This is a genomic window from Pseudomonas sp. ADAK7, assembly GCF_012935675.1.
Lineage (GTDB): Bacteria > Pseudomonadota > Gammaproteobacteria > Pseudomonadales > Pseudomonadaceae > Aquipseudomonas.
In genome coordinates this window covers 2,584,184-2,599,119 of sequence record NZ_CP052861.1, presented here as the reverse complement: position 1 = coordinate 2,599,119, position 14,936 = coordinate 2,584,184, and the positions used below count along the sequence as shown (strand labels likewise).

14 protein-coding genes are annotated in these 14,936 nt (G+C 60.3%); all 14 read left to right on the top strand.

The window, feature by feature from the left end; genetic code table 11:
• Positions 1 to 353 precede the first annotated feature (353 nt).
• The 14 genes from flhA (at position 354) to HKK53_RS12090 (ending at position 14,792) form a co-directional block, all read left to right on the top strand.
• Positions 354 to 2,483 carry a flagellar biosynthesis protein FlhA gene (flhA, locus tag HKK53_RS12155; RefSeq protein ID WP_169371011.1) on the top strand — a complete coding sequence of 710 codons (2,130 nt, stop codon included), beginning with the start codon at positions 354 to 356 and terminating at the stop codon, positions 2,481 to 2,483.
• An 11-nt stretch (positions 2,484 to 2,494) separates the two neighbouring features.
• Positions 2,495 to 3,829 carry a flagellar biosynthesis protein FlhF gene (gene flhF, locus HKK53_RS12150; protein ID WP_169371010.1) on the top strand — a complete coding sequence of 445 codons (1,335 nt, stop codon included), beginning with the start codon at positions 2,495 to 2,497 and terminating at the stop codon, positions 3,827 to 3,829.
• A 116-nt stretch (positions 3,830 to 3,945) separates the two neighbouring features.
• Positions 3,946 to 4,776, top strand: coding sequence for a flagellar synthesis regulator FleN (gene fleN / locus HKK53_RS12145; RefSeq protein ID WP_003222917.1), 831 nt, complete (start codon positions 3,946 to 3,948; stop codon positions 4,774 to 4,776).
• Positions 4,773 to 5,513: an RNA polymerase sigma factor FliA gene (gene fliA / locus HKK53_RS12140; RefSeq protein ID WP_007894214.1), complete on the top strand. Its 741-nt coding sequence runs from the start codon at positions 4,773 to 4,775 to the stop codon at positions 5,511 to 5,513. The genes fleN and fliA overlap by 4 nt, the downstream gene beginning before the upstream one ends.
• 168 nt (positions 5,514 to 5,681) lie before the next feature.
• Positions 5,682 to 6,053 (top strand): chemotaxis response regulator CheY, encoded by a 372-nt coding sequence (locus HKK53_RS12135; RefSeq protein WP_003183998.1) that lies wholly within the window; start codon positions 5,682 to 5,684, stop codon positions 6,051 to 6,053.
• 22 nt (positions 6,054 to 6,075) lie between these two features.
• Positions 6,076 to 6,864 (top strand): protein phosphatase CheZ, encoded by a 789-nt coding sequence (locus HKK53_RS12130; RefSeq protein ID WP_123509151.1) that lies wholly within the window; start codon positions 6,076 to 6,078, stop codon positions 6,862 to 6,864.
• Positions 6,865 to 6,918: 54 nt separating this feature from the next.
• Positions 6,919 to 9,159: a chemotaxis protein CheA gene (locus HKK53_RS12125; RefSeq protein WP_169371009.1), complete on the top strand. Its 2,241-nt coding sequence runs from the start codon at positions 6,919 to 6,921 to the stop codon at positions 9,157 to 9,159.
• A gap of 49 nt (positions 9,160 to 9,208) precedes the next feature.
• Positions 9,209 to 10,342 (top strand): protein-glutamate methylesterase/protein-glutamine glutaminase, encoded by a 1,134-nt coding sequence (locus tag HKK53_RS12120; protein WP_149657010.1) that lies wholly within the window; start codon positions 9,209 to 9,211, stop codon positions 10,340 to 10,342.
• Entirely contained in the window at positions 10,342 to 11,082 is a 741-nt protein-coding gene (locus tag HKK53_RS12115; RefSeq protein WP_169371008.1) for a flagellar motor protein, read from the top strand. The genes HKK53_RS12120 and HKK53_RS12115 overlap by 1 nt, the downstream gene beginning before the upstream one ends.
• Positions 11,083 to 11,097: 15 nt before the next feature.
• Entirely contained in the window at positions 11,098 to 11,988 is an 891-nt protein-coding gene (motD, locus tag HKK53_RS12110) for a flagellar motor protein MotD (protein WP_169371007.1), read from the top strand.
• Between the two features lie 43 nt (positions 11,989 to 12,031).
• Positions 12,032 to 12,820: a ParA family protein gene (locus HKK53_RS12105; protein ID WP_133839117.1), complete on the top strand. Its 789-nt coding sequence runs from the start codon at positions 12,032 to 12,034 to the stop codon at positions 12,818 to 12,820.
• A 117-nt stretch (positions 12,821 to 12,937) separates the two neighbouring features.
• Entirely contained in the window at positions 12,938 to 13,825 is an 888-nt protein-coding gene (locus HKK53_RS12100; RefSeq protein ID WP_169371006.1) for a CheW domain-containing protein, read from the top strand.
• Between the two features lie 88 nt (positions 13,826 to 13,913).
• Positions 13,914 to 14,399, top strand: coding sequence for a chemotaxis protein CheW (locus tag HKK53_RS12095; protein WP_008155806.1), 486 nt, complete (start codon positions 13,914 to 13,916; stop codon positions 14,397 to 14,399).
• Positions 14,400 to 14,792 carry a DUF2802 domain-containing protein gene (locus tag HKK53_RS12090; protein ID WP_169371005.1) on the top strand — a complete coding sequence of 131 codons (393 nt, stop codon included), beginning with the start codon at positions 14,400 to 14,402 and terminating at the stop codon, positions 14,790 to 14,792.
• The last annotated feature ends 144 nt before the right edge of the window (positions 14,793 to 14,936 follow it).

Here is a 14,936-nt window from a genome sequence, read left to right as displayed (position 1 = left end):
TACCAACCCGATCACTGATTTTCAGCGACCCGGAAACGATAAAACCCGGCCCTCAGGCGCACAAGCCGGCGGATTCTGGCGCAGGCGTAGGCTGCGGCGCAAGAATGTGTAGGGCGAGTAAGTGTCTGGAGATTTCGCTTAAACACCACTGTTTAAGATCGTTCCCTCGCTCTGCGTGGGAATGCCTCTACGGACGCTCCGCGTTCGGCTCTGGATGGGGCGCGGAGCGTCCCGGGCTGGTTGCGTAGGAACGATCATCCCCACCCCGGTAAAAGTTGGAAGGCTTCTTGCAGTAGCCGCTCTGCGTCTGCTTCAGGCGTCAAAAGTTTGCTTTAAAGGAACGGGGAAAACCGGTGGATCGCTCTCAGTTAATCAACAGTGCTCGCACAAACGTCGCCGACTTGAGTCGGGGCAATCTGGGTGTGCCGCTGTTGCTGCTGGTCATGCTGGCCATGATGATGTTGCCGGTGCCGCCGTTCCTGCTGGACGTGTTCTTCACGTTCAACATCGCCTTGTCCATCGTCGTGTTGCTGGTCTGCGTCTACGCCTTGCGGCCGCTGGATTTTGCGGTGTTCCCCACGATTTTGCTGGTGGCGACACTGATGCGCCTGGCGCTGAACGTGGCGTCCACGCGAGTGGTAATGCTCCACGGTCAGGAAGGGCATGCCGCCGCCGGTAAGGTGATCCAGGCGTTCGGTGAGGTGGTGATCGGCGGTAACTACGTGGTCGGTATCGTGGTTTTCGCGATTTTGATGATCATCAACTTCGTCGTGGTGACCAAGGGCGCCGGGCGGATTTCCGAGGTGAGCGCACGTTTCACCCTCGACGCCATGCCCGGCAAGCAGATGGCCATCGACGCCGACTTGAACGCCGGCCTGATCGATCAAAACCAGGCCAAGCTGCGTCGCATGGAAGTCGCCCAGGAAGCCGAGTTCTACGGTTCCATGGACGGTGCCAGCAAATTCGTGCGCGGTGATGCCATCGCCGGCCTGCTGATTCTGTTCATCAACCTGATCGGCGGCATGGCGGTCGGTATCTTCCAGCACGGCATGACCTTTGGCGACGCTGGCCGGGTTTACGCGTTGTTGACCATTGGTGACGGTTTGGTGGCGCAATTGCCATCACTGTTGTTATCGACAGCGGCGGCGATCATGGTGACCCGTGCTTCGGGCTCGGAAGACATGGGCAAGCAGATCGGTCGCCAGATGTTCGCCTCGCCCAAAGCGTTGGCAGTAGCGGCAGGCCTGATGGCGGTGATGGGCCTGGTGCCCGGCATGCCGCACTTCTCTTTTCTCAGCATGGCGGCCCTGGCGGCCGGTGGCGCTTACCTGTTCTGGAAGAAGCAGAACGTGGTGAAGGTGCAGGCCCTGCAAGAGGTTCAGCGCCAGCAAGAGCTGCTGCCTTCGCCGGCCCGCGCCCAGGAAACCAAGGAACTGGGCTGGGACGACGTGACCCCGATCGACATGATCGGCCTGGAAGTGGGCTATCGCCTTATTCCGCTGGTGGATCGCAACCAGGGTGGTCAGTTGCTGGCGCGGATCAAGGGCGTGCGCAAGAAGCTGTCCCAGGACCTGGGCTTCCTGATGCCGACTGTGCACATTCGTGACAACCTTGATCTGGCGCCAAGCGCCTATCGCCTGACCCTTATGGGCGTGATCCTCGCCGAAGCGGAGATTTACCCGGATCGCGAACTGGCGATCAACCCCGGGCAGGTCTACGGCACGCTCAACGGCATTACCGCCAAAGATCCGGCTTTTGGCCTGGAGGCGGTCTGGATCGAAATCAGCCAGCGTGCCCAGGCACAGTCCCTCGGTTACACCGTGGTCGATGCCAGTACGGTAGTGGCAACCCACTTGAACCAGATTTTGTACAAGCACTCCAGCGAGCTGATTGGCCACGAAGAAGTGCAGCAACTCATGCAATTGCTGGCCAAAAGCTCGCCGAAACTGGCAGAAGAGCTGGTGCCGGGCGTGGTGTCGCTGTCGCAACTGCTCAAGGTTTTGCAGGCGCTGCTCGCCGAACAAGTGCCGGTTCGCGACATTCGTAGCATCGCCGAGGCCATCGCCAACAATGCCGCCAAGAGTCAAGATACTGCCGCGCTGGTGGCAGCGGTGCGCGTCGGCGTAAGCCGCGCAATCGTCCAAAGCATTGTAGGGACTGAGTCGGAGCTGCCAGTTATCACCTTGGAGCCAAGGTTGGAACAGATATTGCTCAATAGTCTTCAGAAGGCAGGACAAGGCTCGGAAGAGGGCGTTCTGCTGGAGCCAAGCATGGCAGAGAAACTGCAGCGTTCGTTGATCGATGCGGCACAGCGTCAAGAGATGCAAGGTCAACCGGTGATTCTGCTGGTGGCCGGTCCGGTTCGCGCGATGTTGTCGCGATTCGGCAGGCTGGCAGTCCCGGGTTTGCACGTGTTGGCGTATCAGGAAATTCCTGACAACAAGCAAGTGACCATCGTTGCGACAGTAGGGCCCAACGGCTGAGGTAGTGGTTTATGCAAGTTAAGCGTTTTTTCGCCGCCGATATGCGTCAGGCCATGAAACTGGTTCGTGATGAGCTGGGCGCTGATGCGGCCATTATCGGCAACCGCCGGATCGCCGGTGGTGTCGAGCTGACGGCTGCCCTGGATTACAAATTGTCGGCGCTGGCCCCGCGCGTTCCGAACATCGAACTCGAGGATGAGCTGCGCAAGACCCAGTCGCGCATCGTCACGGCCCAGGCCGAGCTGAGCCTGCGCGGCGAAGGCGAGACCGATGGCGACAAGACCACCAATCGCCAGTTGTTCGCCGGCCTGCCATTGACCGCTGCCGAGCCGCTGATCGAACCGACTTACGAACAGCCTCGGCGTGCCGCACCAGCCTCGGCGCCAGCGTCTGGCGGTGTTGACCCGCGCGCTTTCGATTCGATGCGCTTCGAGCTCAACAGCCTGCGCGAACTGATGGAAGTGCAACTCGGCTCCCTGGCCTGGAACCAGCTGCAAGGCAGCCGTCCGGCCCAGGCCAACCTGTGGCGTCGCCTGCAACGCATCGGCTTGTCCGGCCCGTTGTCCCGCGACCTGCTGGCGCTGATTACCGATATTGAAGAACCTCGTCAGGCCTGGCGCATGTTGCTGGCGCACCTGGCGCGGATGATCGCCACACCGGAAGTCGAGCCACTGGAAGAGGGCGGCGTGATTGCCATGGTCGGCCCTGCCGGCATGGGCAAGACCACCACCCTGGCCAAGCTTGCGGCCCGTTATGTGCTCAAGTACGGCGCGCAGAGCATCGCGCTGGTGAGCATGGACAGCTACCGCATCGGCGCCCAGGAACAACTCAAGACGCTGGGCCGCATTCTCAATGTGTCGGTGACCCACGTCGATCCGGGCCAGTCCCTGGTGCAAGCGCTGGATCCGTTGCTGCGCAAGCGTGTGATCCTGATCGATACCGCAGGCCTGCAAGCCAGCGACCCGGCACTGCGCATGCAGCTCGAAAGCCTGGCCGGTCGCGGGATCAAATCGAAAAATTATCTGGTCCTGGCAACCACCAGCCAGAAACAGGTTCTAACCGCTGCTTATCACAGTTACAAGCGGTGTGGGCTGGCCGGCTGCATCCTGACTAAACTGGATGAAACGGCGAGTCTGGGCGAGGTGTTGAGCCTGGCCATCAGTCATGAATTGCCGGTGGCTTACCTCACCGATGGCCCGCGCATTCCAGATGATCTGCATCTGCCGCGGCGTCACCAGTTGGTCAGTCGCGCGGTGAGCGTGCAAATGCAGGAAGAACCCAGCGAGGAAGCCATGGCTGACATGTTCGCTGATATTTACCACAGCCCGACCAAGCAGGTTGGCTGAGGTACTAATGAACAGTTTTTGTACCTACATCGATGGTCTGCCATGCATTGTTCAGTTGATGAACGCGCAGCCAGTAATGTGGCCTCCGTCTATGCAAGACAAGGTAAAGAAATAACATGGGCAGCATGCATCCCGTACAGGTGATCGCGGTGACCGGCGGCAAAGGTGGCGTCGGGAAGACTAACGTGTCAGTGAACTTGTCCCTGGCTCTAGCAGAGCTTGGCCGACGCGTCATGCTGCTGGACGCCGATCTGGGTCTGGCGAACGTCGACGTTCTGCTGGGACTGACGCCCAAACGTACCCTGGCCGATGTGATCGAAGGCCGCTGCGAGCTGCGCGACGTTCTGTTGCAAGGCCCGGGCGGCATTCGCATCGTCCCGGCCGCGTCCGGCACCCAGAGCATGGTTCATCTGAGCCCGGCCCAGCATGCCGGCCTGATCCAGGCCTTCAGCGATATCGGCGACAACCTCGACGTATTGGTGATCGACACGGCTGCGGGTATTGGTGACTCCGTAGTCAGTTTTGTCCGCGCCGCGCAAGAAGTGTTGCTGGTGGTCTGCGACGAGCCGACCTCCATCACCGACGCCTACGCTCTGATCAAATTGCTCAACCGCGACTACGGCATGAACCGCTTCCGCGTCCTGGCCAACATGGCCCAGAGCCCGCAAGAAGGTCGCAACCTGTTCGCCAAGTTGACCAAGGTCACGGACCGCTTCCTTGACGTCGCCTTACAATACGTCGGCGCGGTGCCTTACGACGAAAGCGTGCGCAAGGCCGTGCAGAAGCAGCGTGCCGTCTACGAAGCCTTCCCGCGCTCCAAGTGCGCCCTGGCGTTCAAGGCGATTGCACAGAAAGTCGACACCTGGCCGCTGCCGGCCAACCCGCGCGGGCACCTGGAATTTTTCGTCGAGCGTCTCGTGCAACAGACCGCAGGACCCGTCCTATGACAGCCAGTGGCTACAACCTCTACAAGAAGTCGGCACGTGATGCGCAATACGAGCTGATCGAGCGTTACGCGCCACTGGTCAAACGCATTGCTTACCACTTGCTGGCGCGTCTGCCGGCCAGTGTCCAGGTGGAAGACCTGATCCAGGCCGGGATGATTGGCCTGCTTGAAGTGTCGACCAAATACGACGCCAGCAAAGGCGCGAGTTTCGAAACGTACGCGGGCATTCGAATCCGTGGCGCGATGCTCGATGAAGTACGCAAGGGGGACTGGGCACCACGTTCGGTCCACCGCAATACCCGCATGGTCAGCGACGCAATTCGCTCGATTGAAGCTAAAACCGGCCGTGATGCTAAAGATCACGAAGTTGCGGCCGAACTCCAATTGAGTCTCGACGATTATTACGGGATTTTGAACGATACCTTGGGCAGCCGCCTGTTCAGTTTCGACGACCTGTTGCAGGACGGCGAACACGAAGGGCTGCACGAGGATGGCGCCAGTGCTCATCTGGAGCCGTCGCGCGATCTGGAAGACGAACGTTTCCAGGCCGCCTTGGCGGACGCGATTGCCAATTTGCCGGAGCGTGAGCGACTGGTGTTGGCGCTGTACTACGACGAAGAGCTGAACCTCAAGGAAATCGGTGAGGTCCTGGGTGTCAGCGAATCCCGTGTCAGCCAGTTACACAGCCAGTGCGCGGCCCGTTTGCGGGGGCGTTTGGGGGAGTGGCGAGCGCGCTGAAGGCAGTGTGGGGACACTGCGAACGAGGCTGGTGTGGTGTTGAACTGCAGCGGTCTCGATCTGTTGTGCTCCAGACAGTCATTTGAGTGCTTTGCCGGATTGATTGAAATGGCGCGTCCAGGTGCTGGGCGCGTTTAAGACTGCTTGGAGGTCGAATTGGACAAGAACATGAAAATCCTCATCGTTGATGACTTCTCAACGATGCGGCGGATCATTAAAAACCTGTTGCGTGACCTTGGGTTCACCAACACGGTCGAGGCTGACGATGGCACCACTGCCATTCCGGTGCTCAACAGCGGCAGCATCGACTTTCTGGTAACAGACTGGAACATGCCAGGCATGACCGGCATCGACCTGCTGCGCCACGTGCGCGCCGATGAAAAACTCAAGCACTTGCCAGTGCTGATGGTGACCGCTGAAGCCAAGCGCGAACAGATCATCGAAGCGGCCCAGGCCGGTGTTAACGGCTATGTGGTCAAACCCTTCACGGCCCAGGCGTTGAAAGAAAAAATCGAGAAGATTTTCGAACGCATCGGTTGAGCAACTGCGCCACGGGGGAGCTATGGAGCATAACGAATCTTCACAGGGCGATTTTGAGTCGACCCTGAAAAAACACGCGGTCGAACTGGTCGAAAGCCTTGAAAAAGGCAGGTTCGGCGACGCTGTGCAACTGATCCATGAGCTCAATCAGACCCGTGACCGCGGCCTGTATCAGGAAGTGGGCAAGCTCACTCGCGAGCTGCATAGCGCGATCGTCAATTTCCAGATTGACCCGAACATGCCGCAAGCCGAGGAAGTTTCGCAGATCACGGATGCGACCGAGCGTCTGGGGTATGTGGTCAAGCTGACCGAGGCCGCCGCCAACCGCACCATGGACCTGGTGGAAAACGCCACGCCGCTGGTCAATGGCCTGAGCCAGGAAGCCCAGGCCTTGAGCACCGACTGGGGACGGTTCATGCGTCGCGAAGTCGGGGCTGAAGAGTTTCGCGAGCTGGCGCGGCGGGTCGACGGTTTTCTGACACGCAGCAGCGAAGACAATCGCGTGGTGTCGAGCAACCTCAACGACATTCTGCTGGCTCAGGATTACCAGGACCTCACCGGTCAAGTGATCAAGCGCGTGACCCAATTGGTCACCGAAGTTGAAAGCAACCTGCTCAAGCTCGTGCTCATGGCCAGCCAGGTAGACCGCTTTGCGGGTATCGAACATGACCGTGAAGCGATGCTGGCTGAAAAAGATCCGCAAAAACATCTCTCTCAGGGTGAAGGTCCGCAGATTCATGCCGATAAAAGAGAAGACGTTGTGTCCGGTCAGGACGATGTGGACGATTTGTTATCCAGCCTGGGATTTTAGAGTTTTAAAATTTTAGGTTTTTTGGGTTTTTAGACCTGTAGGAGCACCCCCTTAATGAGCTTCGGCGCCGATGAAGAGATCCTTCAGGATTTCCTGGTTGAGGCCGGCGAGATTCTAGAGCAACTGTCCGAGCAACTGGTCGAGCTGGAAAGCCGACCGGATGATGCGGACTTGCTCAATGCAATTTTTCGCGGTTTTCACACTGTAAAAGGGGGCGCCGGCTTCCTCCAGCTCAATGAGCTGGTGGAGTGCTGTCACATCGCCGAGAACGTGTTCGACATCCTGCGCAAGGGTGAACGACGCGTCGACTCGGAACTGATGGACGTGGTTCTCGAAGCGCTGGATGCGGTGAACGGCATGTTCACCGAAGTCCGCGAACGCAGCCCGATCACGGCTGCCACTCCAGAATTGCTTGAAGCCTTGGCCCGTCTGGCCGAGCCACAATCCGCCGACGCCGCCCCGGTTGCCGACGTGGTGGAAGAACCGGCCGCCGAAAGCGAGTCGGGCGACATTACCGATAACGAATTCGAACAACTGCTGGACTCGCTGAACGCCGTCAAGGCCCAGGCCGAAGCTCCCGCCGCTGCGCCAGTGCCGAGCAGCAATGCCGCGGCCAGCGACGAAATCACCGACGCCGAGTTCGAGTCGTTGCTCGATCAGCTGCACGGTAAAGGTCAGTTCGCGGTCGATGCCGTAGCCGCAGCTCCGGCTGCACCGGCAGCCAAGGCCCCGAAAGCGGCCGGCGACAGCTCGGACATCACCGACGACGAATTCGAAGCACTGCTCGATCAACTGCACGGCAAGGGCAACTTTGCCGTCGATGCGCTGGAAACCGCCATTGCCTCGGCGCCAGCCCCGGCTGCGCCCACCGCTAAAGCGGCCGGCGGCGATCTGATCTCCGATCACGAGTTCGAATCGCTGCTCGATGAATTGCACGGTAAAGGCAAGTTCACTGAAGTCGGCACCGGCGCAGTCGTCACTGCTCCTGTTGCCAAGGCTCCGGCGCCTGCGCCGAAACCTGTCGCCAAAGCGCCCGAGCCTAAAGCCGAAGCGCCGAAAGCTGTAGCCGCGCCGGCCCCGGCCCGTGCAGCGTCCGCGCCGCCACCGGAAAAACCGGCGAGTGAAGCCGAGACCACCGTGCGGGTTGATACCGCGCGTCTCGACGAAATCATGAACATGGTCGGCGAACTGGTACTGGTGCGTAACCGCTTGGTCCGTCTGGGCCTCAACAGCGGCGACGAAGCCATGTCCAAGGCTGTGTCGAACCTCGACGTGGTCACGGCCGACCTGCAAACCGCGGTCATGAAGACCCGGATGCAACCGATCAAGAAGGTCTTCGGGCGCTTCCCGCGTCTGGTTCGCGACCTGGCTCGCCAGCTCAAGAAAGAGATCAACCTGGAGTTGGTCGGCGAAGAAACCGACCTCGACAAGAACCTCGTCGAGGCCCTGGCCGACCCGCTGGTCCACTTGGTGCGCAACTCGGTCGACCACGGTATCGAGGAACCGGCCGAACGCGAAGCGATGGGCAAGCCACGCAGCGGCAAGGTGATTCTGTCCGCCGAACAGGAAGGCGACCACATCCTGCTGTCCATCTCCGATGACGGCAAGGGCATGGACGCTGATGTCCTGCGCGGGATCGCGGTCAAGAAAGGCTTGATGGACAAGGATGCGGCAGACCGTCTCAGCGAGTCGGATTGCTTCAACCTGATCTTCGCACCGGGTTTCTCGACCAAAACCGAGATCTCCGACGTGTCGGGTCGTGGCGTGGGCATGGACGTGGTGAAAACCAAGATCGCCCAGCTCAACGGCACCATCAATATCTACTCGACCAAGGGCAAAGGCTCGAAGATCGTCATCAAGGTGCCATTGACCCTGGCGATCATGCCGACGCTGATGGTCATGCTCGGCAACCAGGCCTTTGCGTTCCCGCTGGTGAACGTCAACGAGATCTTCCACCTCGACCTGTCGCGCACCAACGTCGTCGACGGTCAGGAAGTGGTGATCGTGCGGGACAAGGCACTGCCCTTGTTCTACCTCAAGCGCTGGCTGGTCAGCTCCGCCGCTCACGAAGAGCAGCGCGAGGGCCATGTGGTGATCCTTTCGGTGGGCACCCAGCGGATCGGCTTTGTCGTCGATCAACTGGTGGGCCAGGAAGAAGTGGTCATCAAGCCATTGGGCAAAATGCTCCAGGGAACCCCAGGCATGTCCGGCGCCACCATCACCGGTGACGGCCGCATCGCGCTGATTCTCGATGTCCCGAGCATGCTCAAGCGTTACGCCGCACGGCGTATTTGATTCTGCCGCAGCGGGGCGACAACGCCCCGCGGCGTCTAACGGAGTGTTTATGGTAGTCAAAGTCCTGGTGGTGGACGATTCGGGGTTTTTCCGCCGCCGCGTCTCGGAAATTCTTTCAGCGGATCCGAACATCCAGGTTGTCGGTACGGCAACCAACGGAAAAGAGGCGATCGATCAGGCGCTGGCCCTCAAGCCAGACGTGATCACCATGGACTACGAGATGCCGATGATGGATGGCATCACGGCGGTGCGGCACATCATGCAGCGCTGCCCGACCCCGGTCTTGATGTTCTCCTCGCTGACGCACGAAGGCGCCCGGGTCACCCTGGATGCGCTGGACGCCGGTGCGGTGGATTTCCTGCCGAAGAATTTCGAAGACATCTCCCGCAACCCGGAGAAGGTCAAGCAACTGCTGTGCGAAAAGATCCTGAGCATTTCGCGCAGTAACCGTCGCGCCAACACCTACACGGCTCCAGCCCCGGTGGCTGCACCTGCACCGACGCCAGCGCCTTCGAGCGTCAGCAGCTATGGCAGCAGCGCGCCTGCGCGTCCGGCACCGGCACCTTTGCCGACCCGTGCGCCAGCGTCTGCCGGTCCATCGTCGCCCGCGCCAAAACGCAAAGCCTACAAACTGGTGGCCATCGGTACGTCCACCGGCGGCCCGGTTGCCCTGCAACGGGTATTGACCCAATTGCCGGCCAACTTCCCGGCGCCGATCGTGTTGATCCAGCACATGCCGGCAGCCTTCACCAAGGCCTTCGCCGAACGCCTGGACAAGCTGTGCCGCATCAACGTCAAGGAAGCCGAGGATGGCGACATCCTGCGTCCGGGCCTGGCGCTGCTGGCACCGGGTGGCAAGCAAATGATGATCGATGGCCGTGGCGCGGTGAAAATCCTGCCAGGCGACGAGCGTCTGAACTACAAGCCGTGCGTGGACATCACCTTCGGTTCGGCGGCCAAGTCCTACGGTGACAAAGTTCTGGCGGTGGTCTTGACCGGCATGGGCGCCGACGGTCGCGAAGGCGCGCGTCTGCTCAAGCAGGGCGGCAGCGCGATCTGGGCCCAGGATGAAGCCAGCTGCGTGATCTACGGCATGCCGATGGCCATCGTCAAAGCCGACCTCGCCGACGCGATTTACAGTCTCGACGACATTGGCAAACACTTGGTTGAGGCCTGTATCTGATGGATGTACTCAGCCTGATCGGGATCATCCTGGCGTTCGTTGCCATCATTGGCGGCAACTACCTTGAAGGCGGTCACCTCGGCGCTCTGGCCAATGGCCCGGCGGCGTTGATCGTGATTGGTGGGACCGTCGGTGCGGCGCTGTTGCAATCGCCGATGAGCGCGTTCAAGCGCTCCATGCAGATCCTTGCCTGGATCCTGTTTCCACCGCGTGTGGATCTGGCCGGTGGCATTGATCGCGTAGTGAACTGGAGCCTGACGGCCCGCAAGGAAGGCCTGCTCGGTCTGGAAGGGGTGGCCGACGCCGAACCGGACAACTACTCGCGCAAAGGCCTGCAACTGCTGGTCGACGGCGCCGAGCCGGAAGCGATTCGCAGTATCCTCGAAGTGGATTTCTACACCCAGGAAAGCCGCGACATCGAAGCCGCCAAAGTCTTCGAAAGCATGGGCGGCTACGCGCCGACCATCGGCATCATCGGTGCGGTGATGGGCCTGATTCACGTGATGGGCAACCTTGCCGATCCGTCGCAACTGGGCAGCGGGATTGCCGTGGCTTTCGTCGCGACGATCTACGGCGTGGCCAGTGCCAACCTGGTGTTGTTGCCGGTAGCGGCCAAGCTCAAGTCCATCGCGTTGCGTCAGTCGCGTTATCGCGAAATGTTGTTGGAAGGGATTCTGTCGATCGCCGAAGGTGAAAACCCTCGCTCTATTGAGTTGAAGCTTCAGGGCTTCATGGATTGATGGGAGACATGGACCATGGCACGTCGTCGCCAACCTGAAGAACACGTTAATCACGAACGCTGGTTGGTGTCCTACGCGGACTTCATCACTCTGCTGTTTGCGTTCTTCGTGGTCATGTATTCGATCTCTTCGATCAACGAAGGCAAGTACAAGGTCATCTCGGAAGCGTTGATCGGCGTGTTTACCGATTCGGATCGTGCCCTCAAGCCGATCCCGATTGGCGAAGAGCGCCCGGTGACCGTGACCCCGGCCAAGCCGCTGGTCAAGGATGCCGAGCAGATCGACGCCGGTATCTCCGGCGCCAGCGATCCGCTGAAAAGCATCGCCGATGACATCAGCGCCGCATTCGGTGATTTGATCAGTTCCAACCAGATGACCATTCGCGGTAACGAGTTGTGGGTCGAGATCGAACTCAACTCCAGCCTGTTGTTCGGCAGCGGCGATGCCATGCCCAGCGACATCGCCTTCAGCATCATCGACAAGGTCGCGGCGATCCTCAAACCGTTCGACAACCCGATCCACGTTGAAGGTTTTACCGACGATCAACCGATCCGCACCGCGCAGTACCCGACCAACTGGGAACTGTCCTCCGCCCGTTCGGCGAGCATCGTGCGCATGCTGGCGATGCAGGGTGTAAACCCCGGTCGCCTGGCGTCGGTGGGCTACGGTGAATTCCAGCCCGTGGCCAATAACGCCACGGCGGAAGGCCGGGCGCGTAATCGGCGGGTGGTGCTGGTGGTTTCACGAAATCTCGATGTACGTCGCAGCCTCACGGGCACCGGAACCGCTAATGCAAAACCGGATGCCGCGTTGAAGCGTGCTGGCACACAAACTGCACCGACCCCGGTCAAGTCGCCGGGACGAGAGAGCGCCGTCAATTCTCCGTCACCCGCATTAATACGTTGAGCTATTTCTCGGTCGGCCTGATCGACCGGGAGGAACAATCCGAATGAGAGTCTGGGCAGTTGCCAATCAAAAGGGTGGTGTTGGTAAAACCACTTCCTCTATCGCTTTAGCCGGGTTGCTGGCCGAGGCGGGCAAGCGCGTGGTTATTGTCGATCTTGACCCGCACGGCTCGATGACCAGCTATTTCGGCTACGACCCCGACACCCTGGAACACAGCTGCTACGACCTGTTCCTGCACAAGGGCAGCGTGCCGCAAGGCTTGCCCGGTCAGTTGCTGATGCCCACCAGTCACGAGAATATTTCCCTGTTGCCGTCGAGCACCGCGCTGGCGACCCTTGAACGACAGTCGCCGGGCCAGAGTGGTTTGGGTCTGGTGATCGCCAAGAGTCTGGCGCAATTGTGGCAAGACTTCGATTACGCCGTGATCGACAGCCCGCCGTTGCTCGGTGTGTTGATGGTCAACGCCCTGGCCGCGAGCCAGCAGTTGGTGATCCCGGTACAGACCGAGCACCTGGCCGTCAAAGGCCTGGAGCGGATGGTCAACACCCTGGCGATGATCAACCGCTCGCGCAAACAGGCGTTGCCGTTCAGCATCGTCCCGACCTTGTTCGACCGCCGCACCCAGGCGTCCCTCGGGACCTTGCGCGTATTGCGCGACAAGTACCCGGAAGAAATCTGGCAAGGCTACATCCCGGTGGACACGCGTATGCGTGATGCGAGCCGGGCCGGGGTCACGCCTTCGCAGTTCGACGGCAAGAGCCGTGGCGTTCTCGCCTATCGCGCGCTGCTCAAGCACCTGCTGGCCGCACAACTCGTTCCGGCGGTGGCCTGAGATGAACACAATCTCTGTAGGAGCAAGGCTTGCCCGCGATAGCCGCACCACGGTTTTCACAGGTAAACCGCGTTATCGTTCTTCGCGGGCAAGCCTCGCTCCTGCACAGGTGTTCGCATGATCCGGCCGGTGAAGGTCACTTCGCGTCCGCAACTGGCGCTCCAGTCTTATCTGGACAGCTTGCTGATGGAGGCGACTGAAGAGTTGCCGCCGGAAGTCGAGGCGGTGGCTGAAGTTATTGAGGTTGTCGAAGCGGTCGAGGTGGAAGCGGCGCTGGACGAGTTCCAGTTGGCCGTGCTCGAGGAACAGGCGCGTGATGCGCGCCCGACGGCTGCCGTCGCCGCGCCGGTGGTTGCGCCAGTGGTTGAGAAAGCGCCGGTCACCGTGATCGAAGCCCCGGCCCCGATCCTGGCGCCGGTCTCGACCATCGCACCGCTGCTGCAAGCCTTGGTACCGCCGGTGGTTGAAGTCCACCTGCCGCCAAGCAACACGCCGCCACCGGTGGAGACCGATGGCCGTCCGTCCTGGGCCGCGGAGCCGTTCGAATGTCTGTTGTTCGACGTTGCCGGGCTGACCCTGGCCGTGCCGCTGGTGTGCCTGGGCTCGATATATTCCCTGGCCGGCCACGAGCTGACGCCGTTGTTCGGTCAGCCGGAATGGTTCCTCGGGATTTTGCCGAGCCAGGCCGGCAACCTGAAAGTGCTGGATACCGCGCGCTGGGTCATGCCGGATCGCTATCGCGATGACTTCCGCCAGGGTCTGCAATACGTTATTTCGGTGCAGGGCTATGAGTGGGGGCTGGCGGTGCATCAGGTCAGCCGCTCGTTGCGCCTGAACCCGAACGAAATCAAATGGAGAAGTCACCGAGGTCAGCGGCCATGGCTCGCCGGCACGGTGATTGAGCACATGTGTGCGCTGCTGGACGTTTCCGCCCTGGCCGAGTTGATCGCCAGTGGCGGGGCCAAGCACATGGGCGGCAGTAAGCCGCTACACAAACCGACATAGCTGCCGACATAACAAGTATGCGACGGCATTGTTGAATGCCGCCAACAGAACACACACCGCCAGAAGCGGTTTTTCGAGGGGTCAGGGTATGAGTAATCAAGCGACGAATGCAAAAGGTTCTGAAGATCCGATCCTGCAATGGGTAACCTTCAAGCTGGACAATGAAACCTACGGCATCAACGTGATGCGCGTTCAGGAAGTCCTTCGTTACACCGAAATCGCCCCGGTACCGGGTGCCCCGAGCTACGTGCTGGGCATCATCAACCTGCGCGGTAACGTGGTCACCGTGATCGACACCCGTCAGCGCTTCGGCCTGATGAACGCCGAGATCAGCGACAACACCCGTATCGTCATCATCGAAGCCGACAAGCAAGTGGTCGGGATCATGGTCGACAGCGTGGCCGAAGTGGTTTACCTGCGTCAGTCGGAAATCGAGACCGCGCCAAACGTCGGTAACGAAGAGTCCGCCAAGTTCATTCAAGGCGTGTGCAACAAGAACAACGAACTGCTGATCCTGGTCGAACTCGACAAGATGATGAGCGAAGAAGAATGGTCGGATCTGGAGAACATCTGATTGATTCTTGAGGTTGCAGTCATTGTCCTGTTCCTGTTCTGGGCAGGCACGCTGGCCATGTTCCTGGCGTACATCCGCAGCCAGCGCGTGATCGCGGCGCAACAGGCCGAGGGCGATGCGCTGCGCGATCAGCGCATCAAGGACCTGGCCAAGCGCGTCGACAACTACCAGAGCGGCAACGTGCGCATGGGTGAAGACCTGCACGAACTGCGCGCGGTGGTCAGCCCGTTACCGGACAAACTGGCCCAGCTGGAACAGCGTGACCCCTCGAGCCTGTCGTTCGCCCAAGCGGCGCGACTGGTGGGCATGGGGGCGAGCGTCGATGAACTGACTCAGTCGTGCGGCCTGACCCAGGCTGAGGCAGAGTTGATGAGCAAGATGCACAAGAACTGAAAGATCAAAAGATCGCAGCCTTCGGCAGCGATCTTTTTTTGCGTTGAGATCATTCCCACGCTCTGCATGGGAATGCCTCTTGGGACGCTCCGCGTTCCGCTCTTGAACGGTGACGCAGAGCGTCACGGGCTGCATTCCCACGCA

Bases quoted from the DNA above. Each gene is read 5' to 3' on its own strand.
- HKK53_RS12105 (WP_133839117.1), top strand. From the start codon at position 12,032: ATGAGAGTCTGGGCAGTTGCCAATCAAAAGGGTGGTGTTGGTAAAACC.
- fleN (WP_003222917.1), top strand. From the start codon at position 3,946: ATGGGCAGCATGCATCCCGTACAGGTGATCGCGGTGACCGGCGGCAAA.
- fliA (WP_007894214.1), top strand. From the start codon at position 4,773: ATGACAGCCAGTGGCTACAACCTCTACAAGAAGTCGGCACGTGATGCG.
- HKK53_RS12120 (WP_149657010.1), top strand. From the start codon at position 9,209: ATGGTAGTCAAAGTCCTGGTGGTGGACGATTCGGGGTTTTTCCGCCGC.
- HKK53_RS12125 (WP_169371009.1), top strand. From the start codon at position 6,919: ATGAGCTTCGGCGCCGATGAAGAGATCCTTCAGGATTTCCTGGTTGAG.
- HKK53_RS12115 (WP_169371008.1), top strand. From the start codon at position 10,342: ATGGATGTACTCAGCCTGATCGGGATCATCCTGGCGTTCGTTGCCATC.
- HKK53_RS12100 (WP_169371006.1), top strand. From the start codon at position 12,938: ATGATCCGGCCGGTGAAGGTCACTTCGCGTCCGCAACTGGCGCTCCAG.
- HKK53_RS12095 (WP_008155806.1), top strand. From the start codon at position 13,914: ATGAGTAATCAAGCGACGAATGCAAAAGGTTCTGAAGATCCGATCCTG.
- HKK53_RS12135 (WP_003183998.1), top strand. From the start codon at position 5,682: ATGAAAATCCTCATCGTTGATGACTTCTCAACGATGCGGCGGATCATT.
- flhF (WP_169371010.1), top strand. From the start codon at position 2,495: ATGCAAGTTAAGCGTTTTTTCGCCGCCGATATGCGTCAGGCCATGAAA.
- motD (WP_169371007.1), top strand. From the start codon at position 11,098: ATGGCACGTCGTCGCCAACCTGAAGAACACGTTAATCACGAACGCTGG.
- HKK53_RS12130 (WP_123509151.1), top strand. From the start codon at position 6,076: ATGGAGCATAACGAATCTTCACAGGGCGATTTTGAGTCGACCCTGAAA.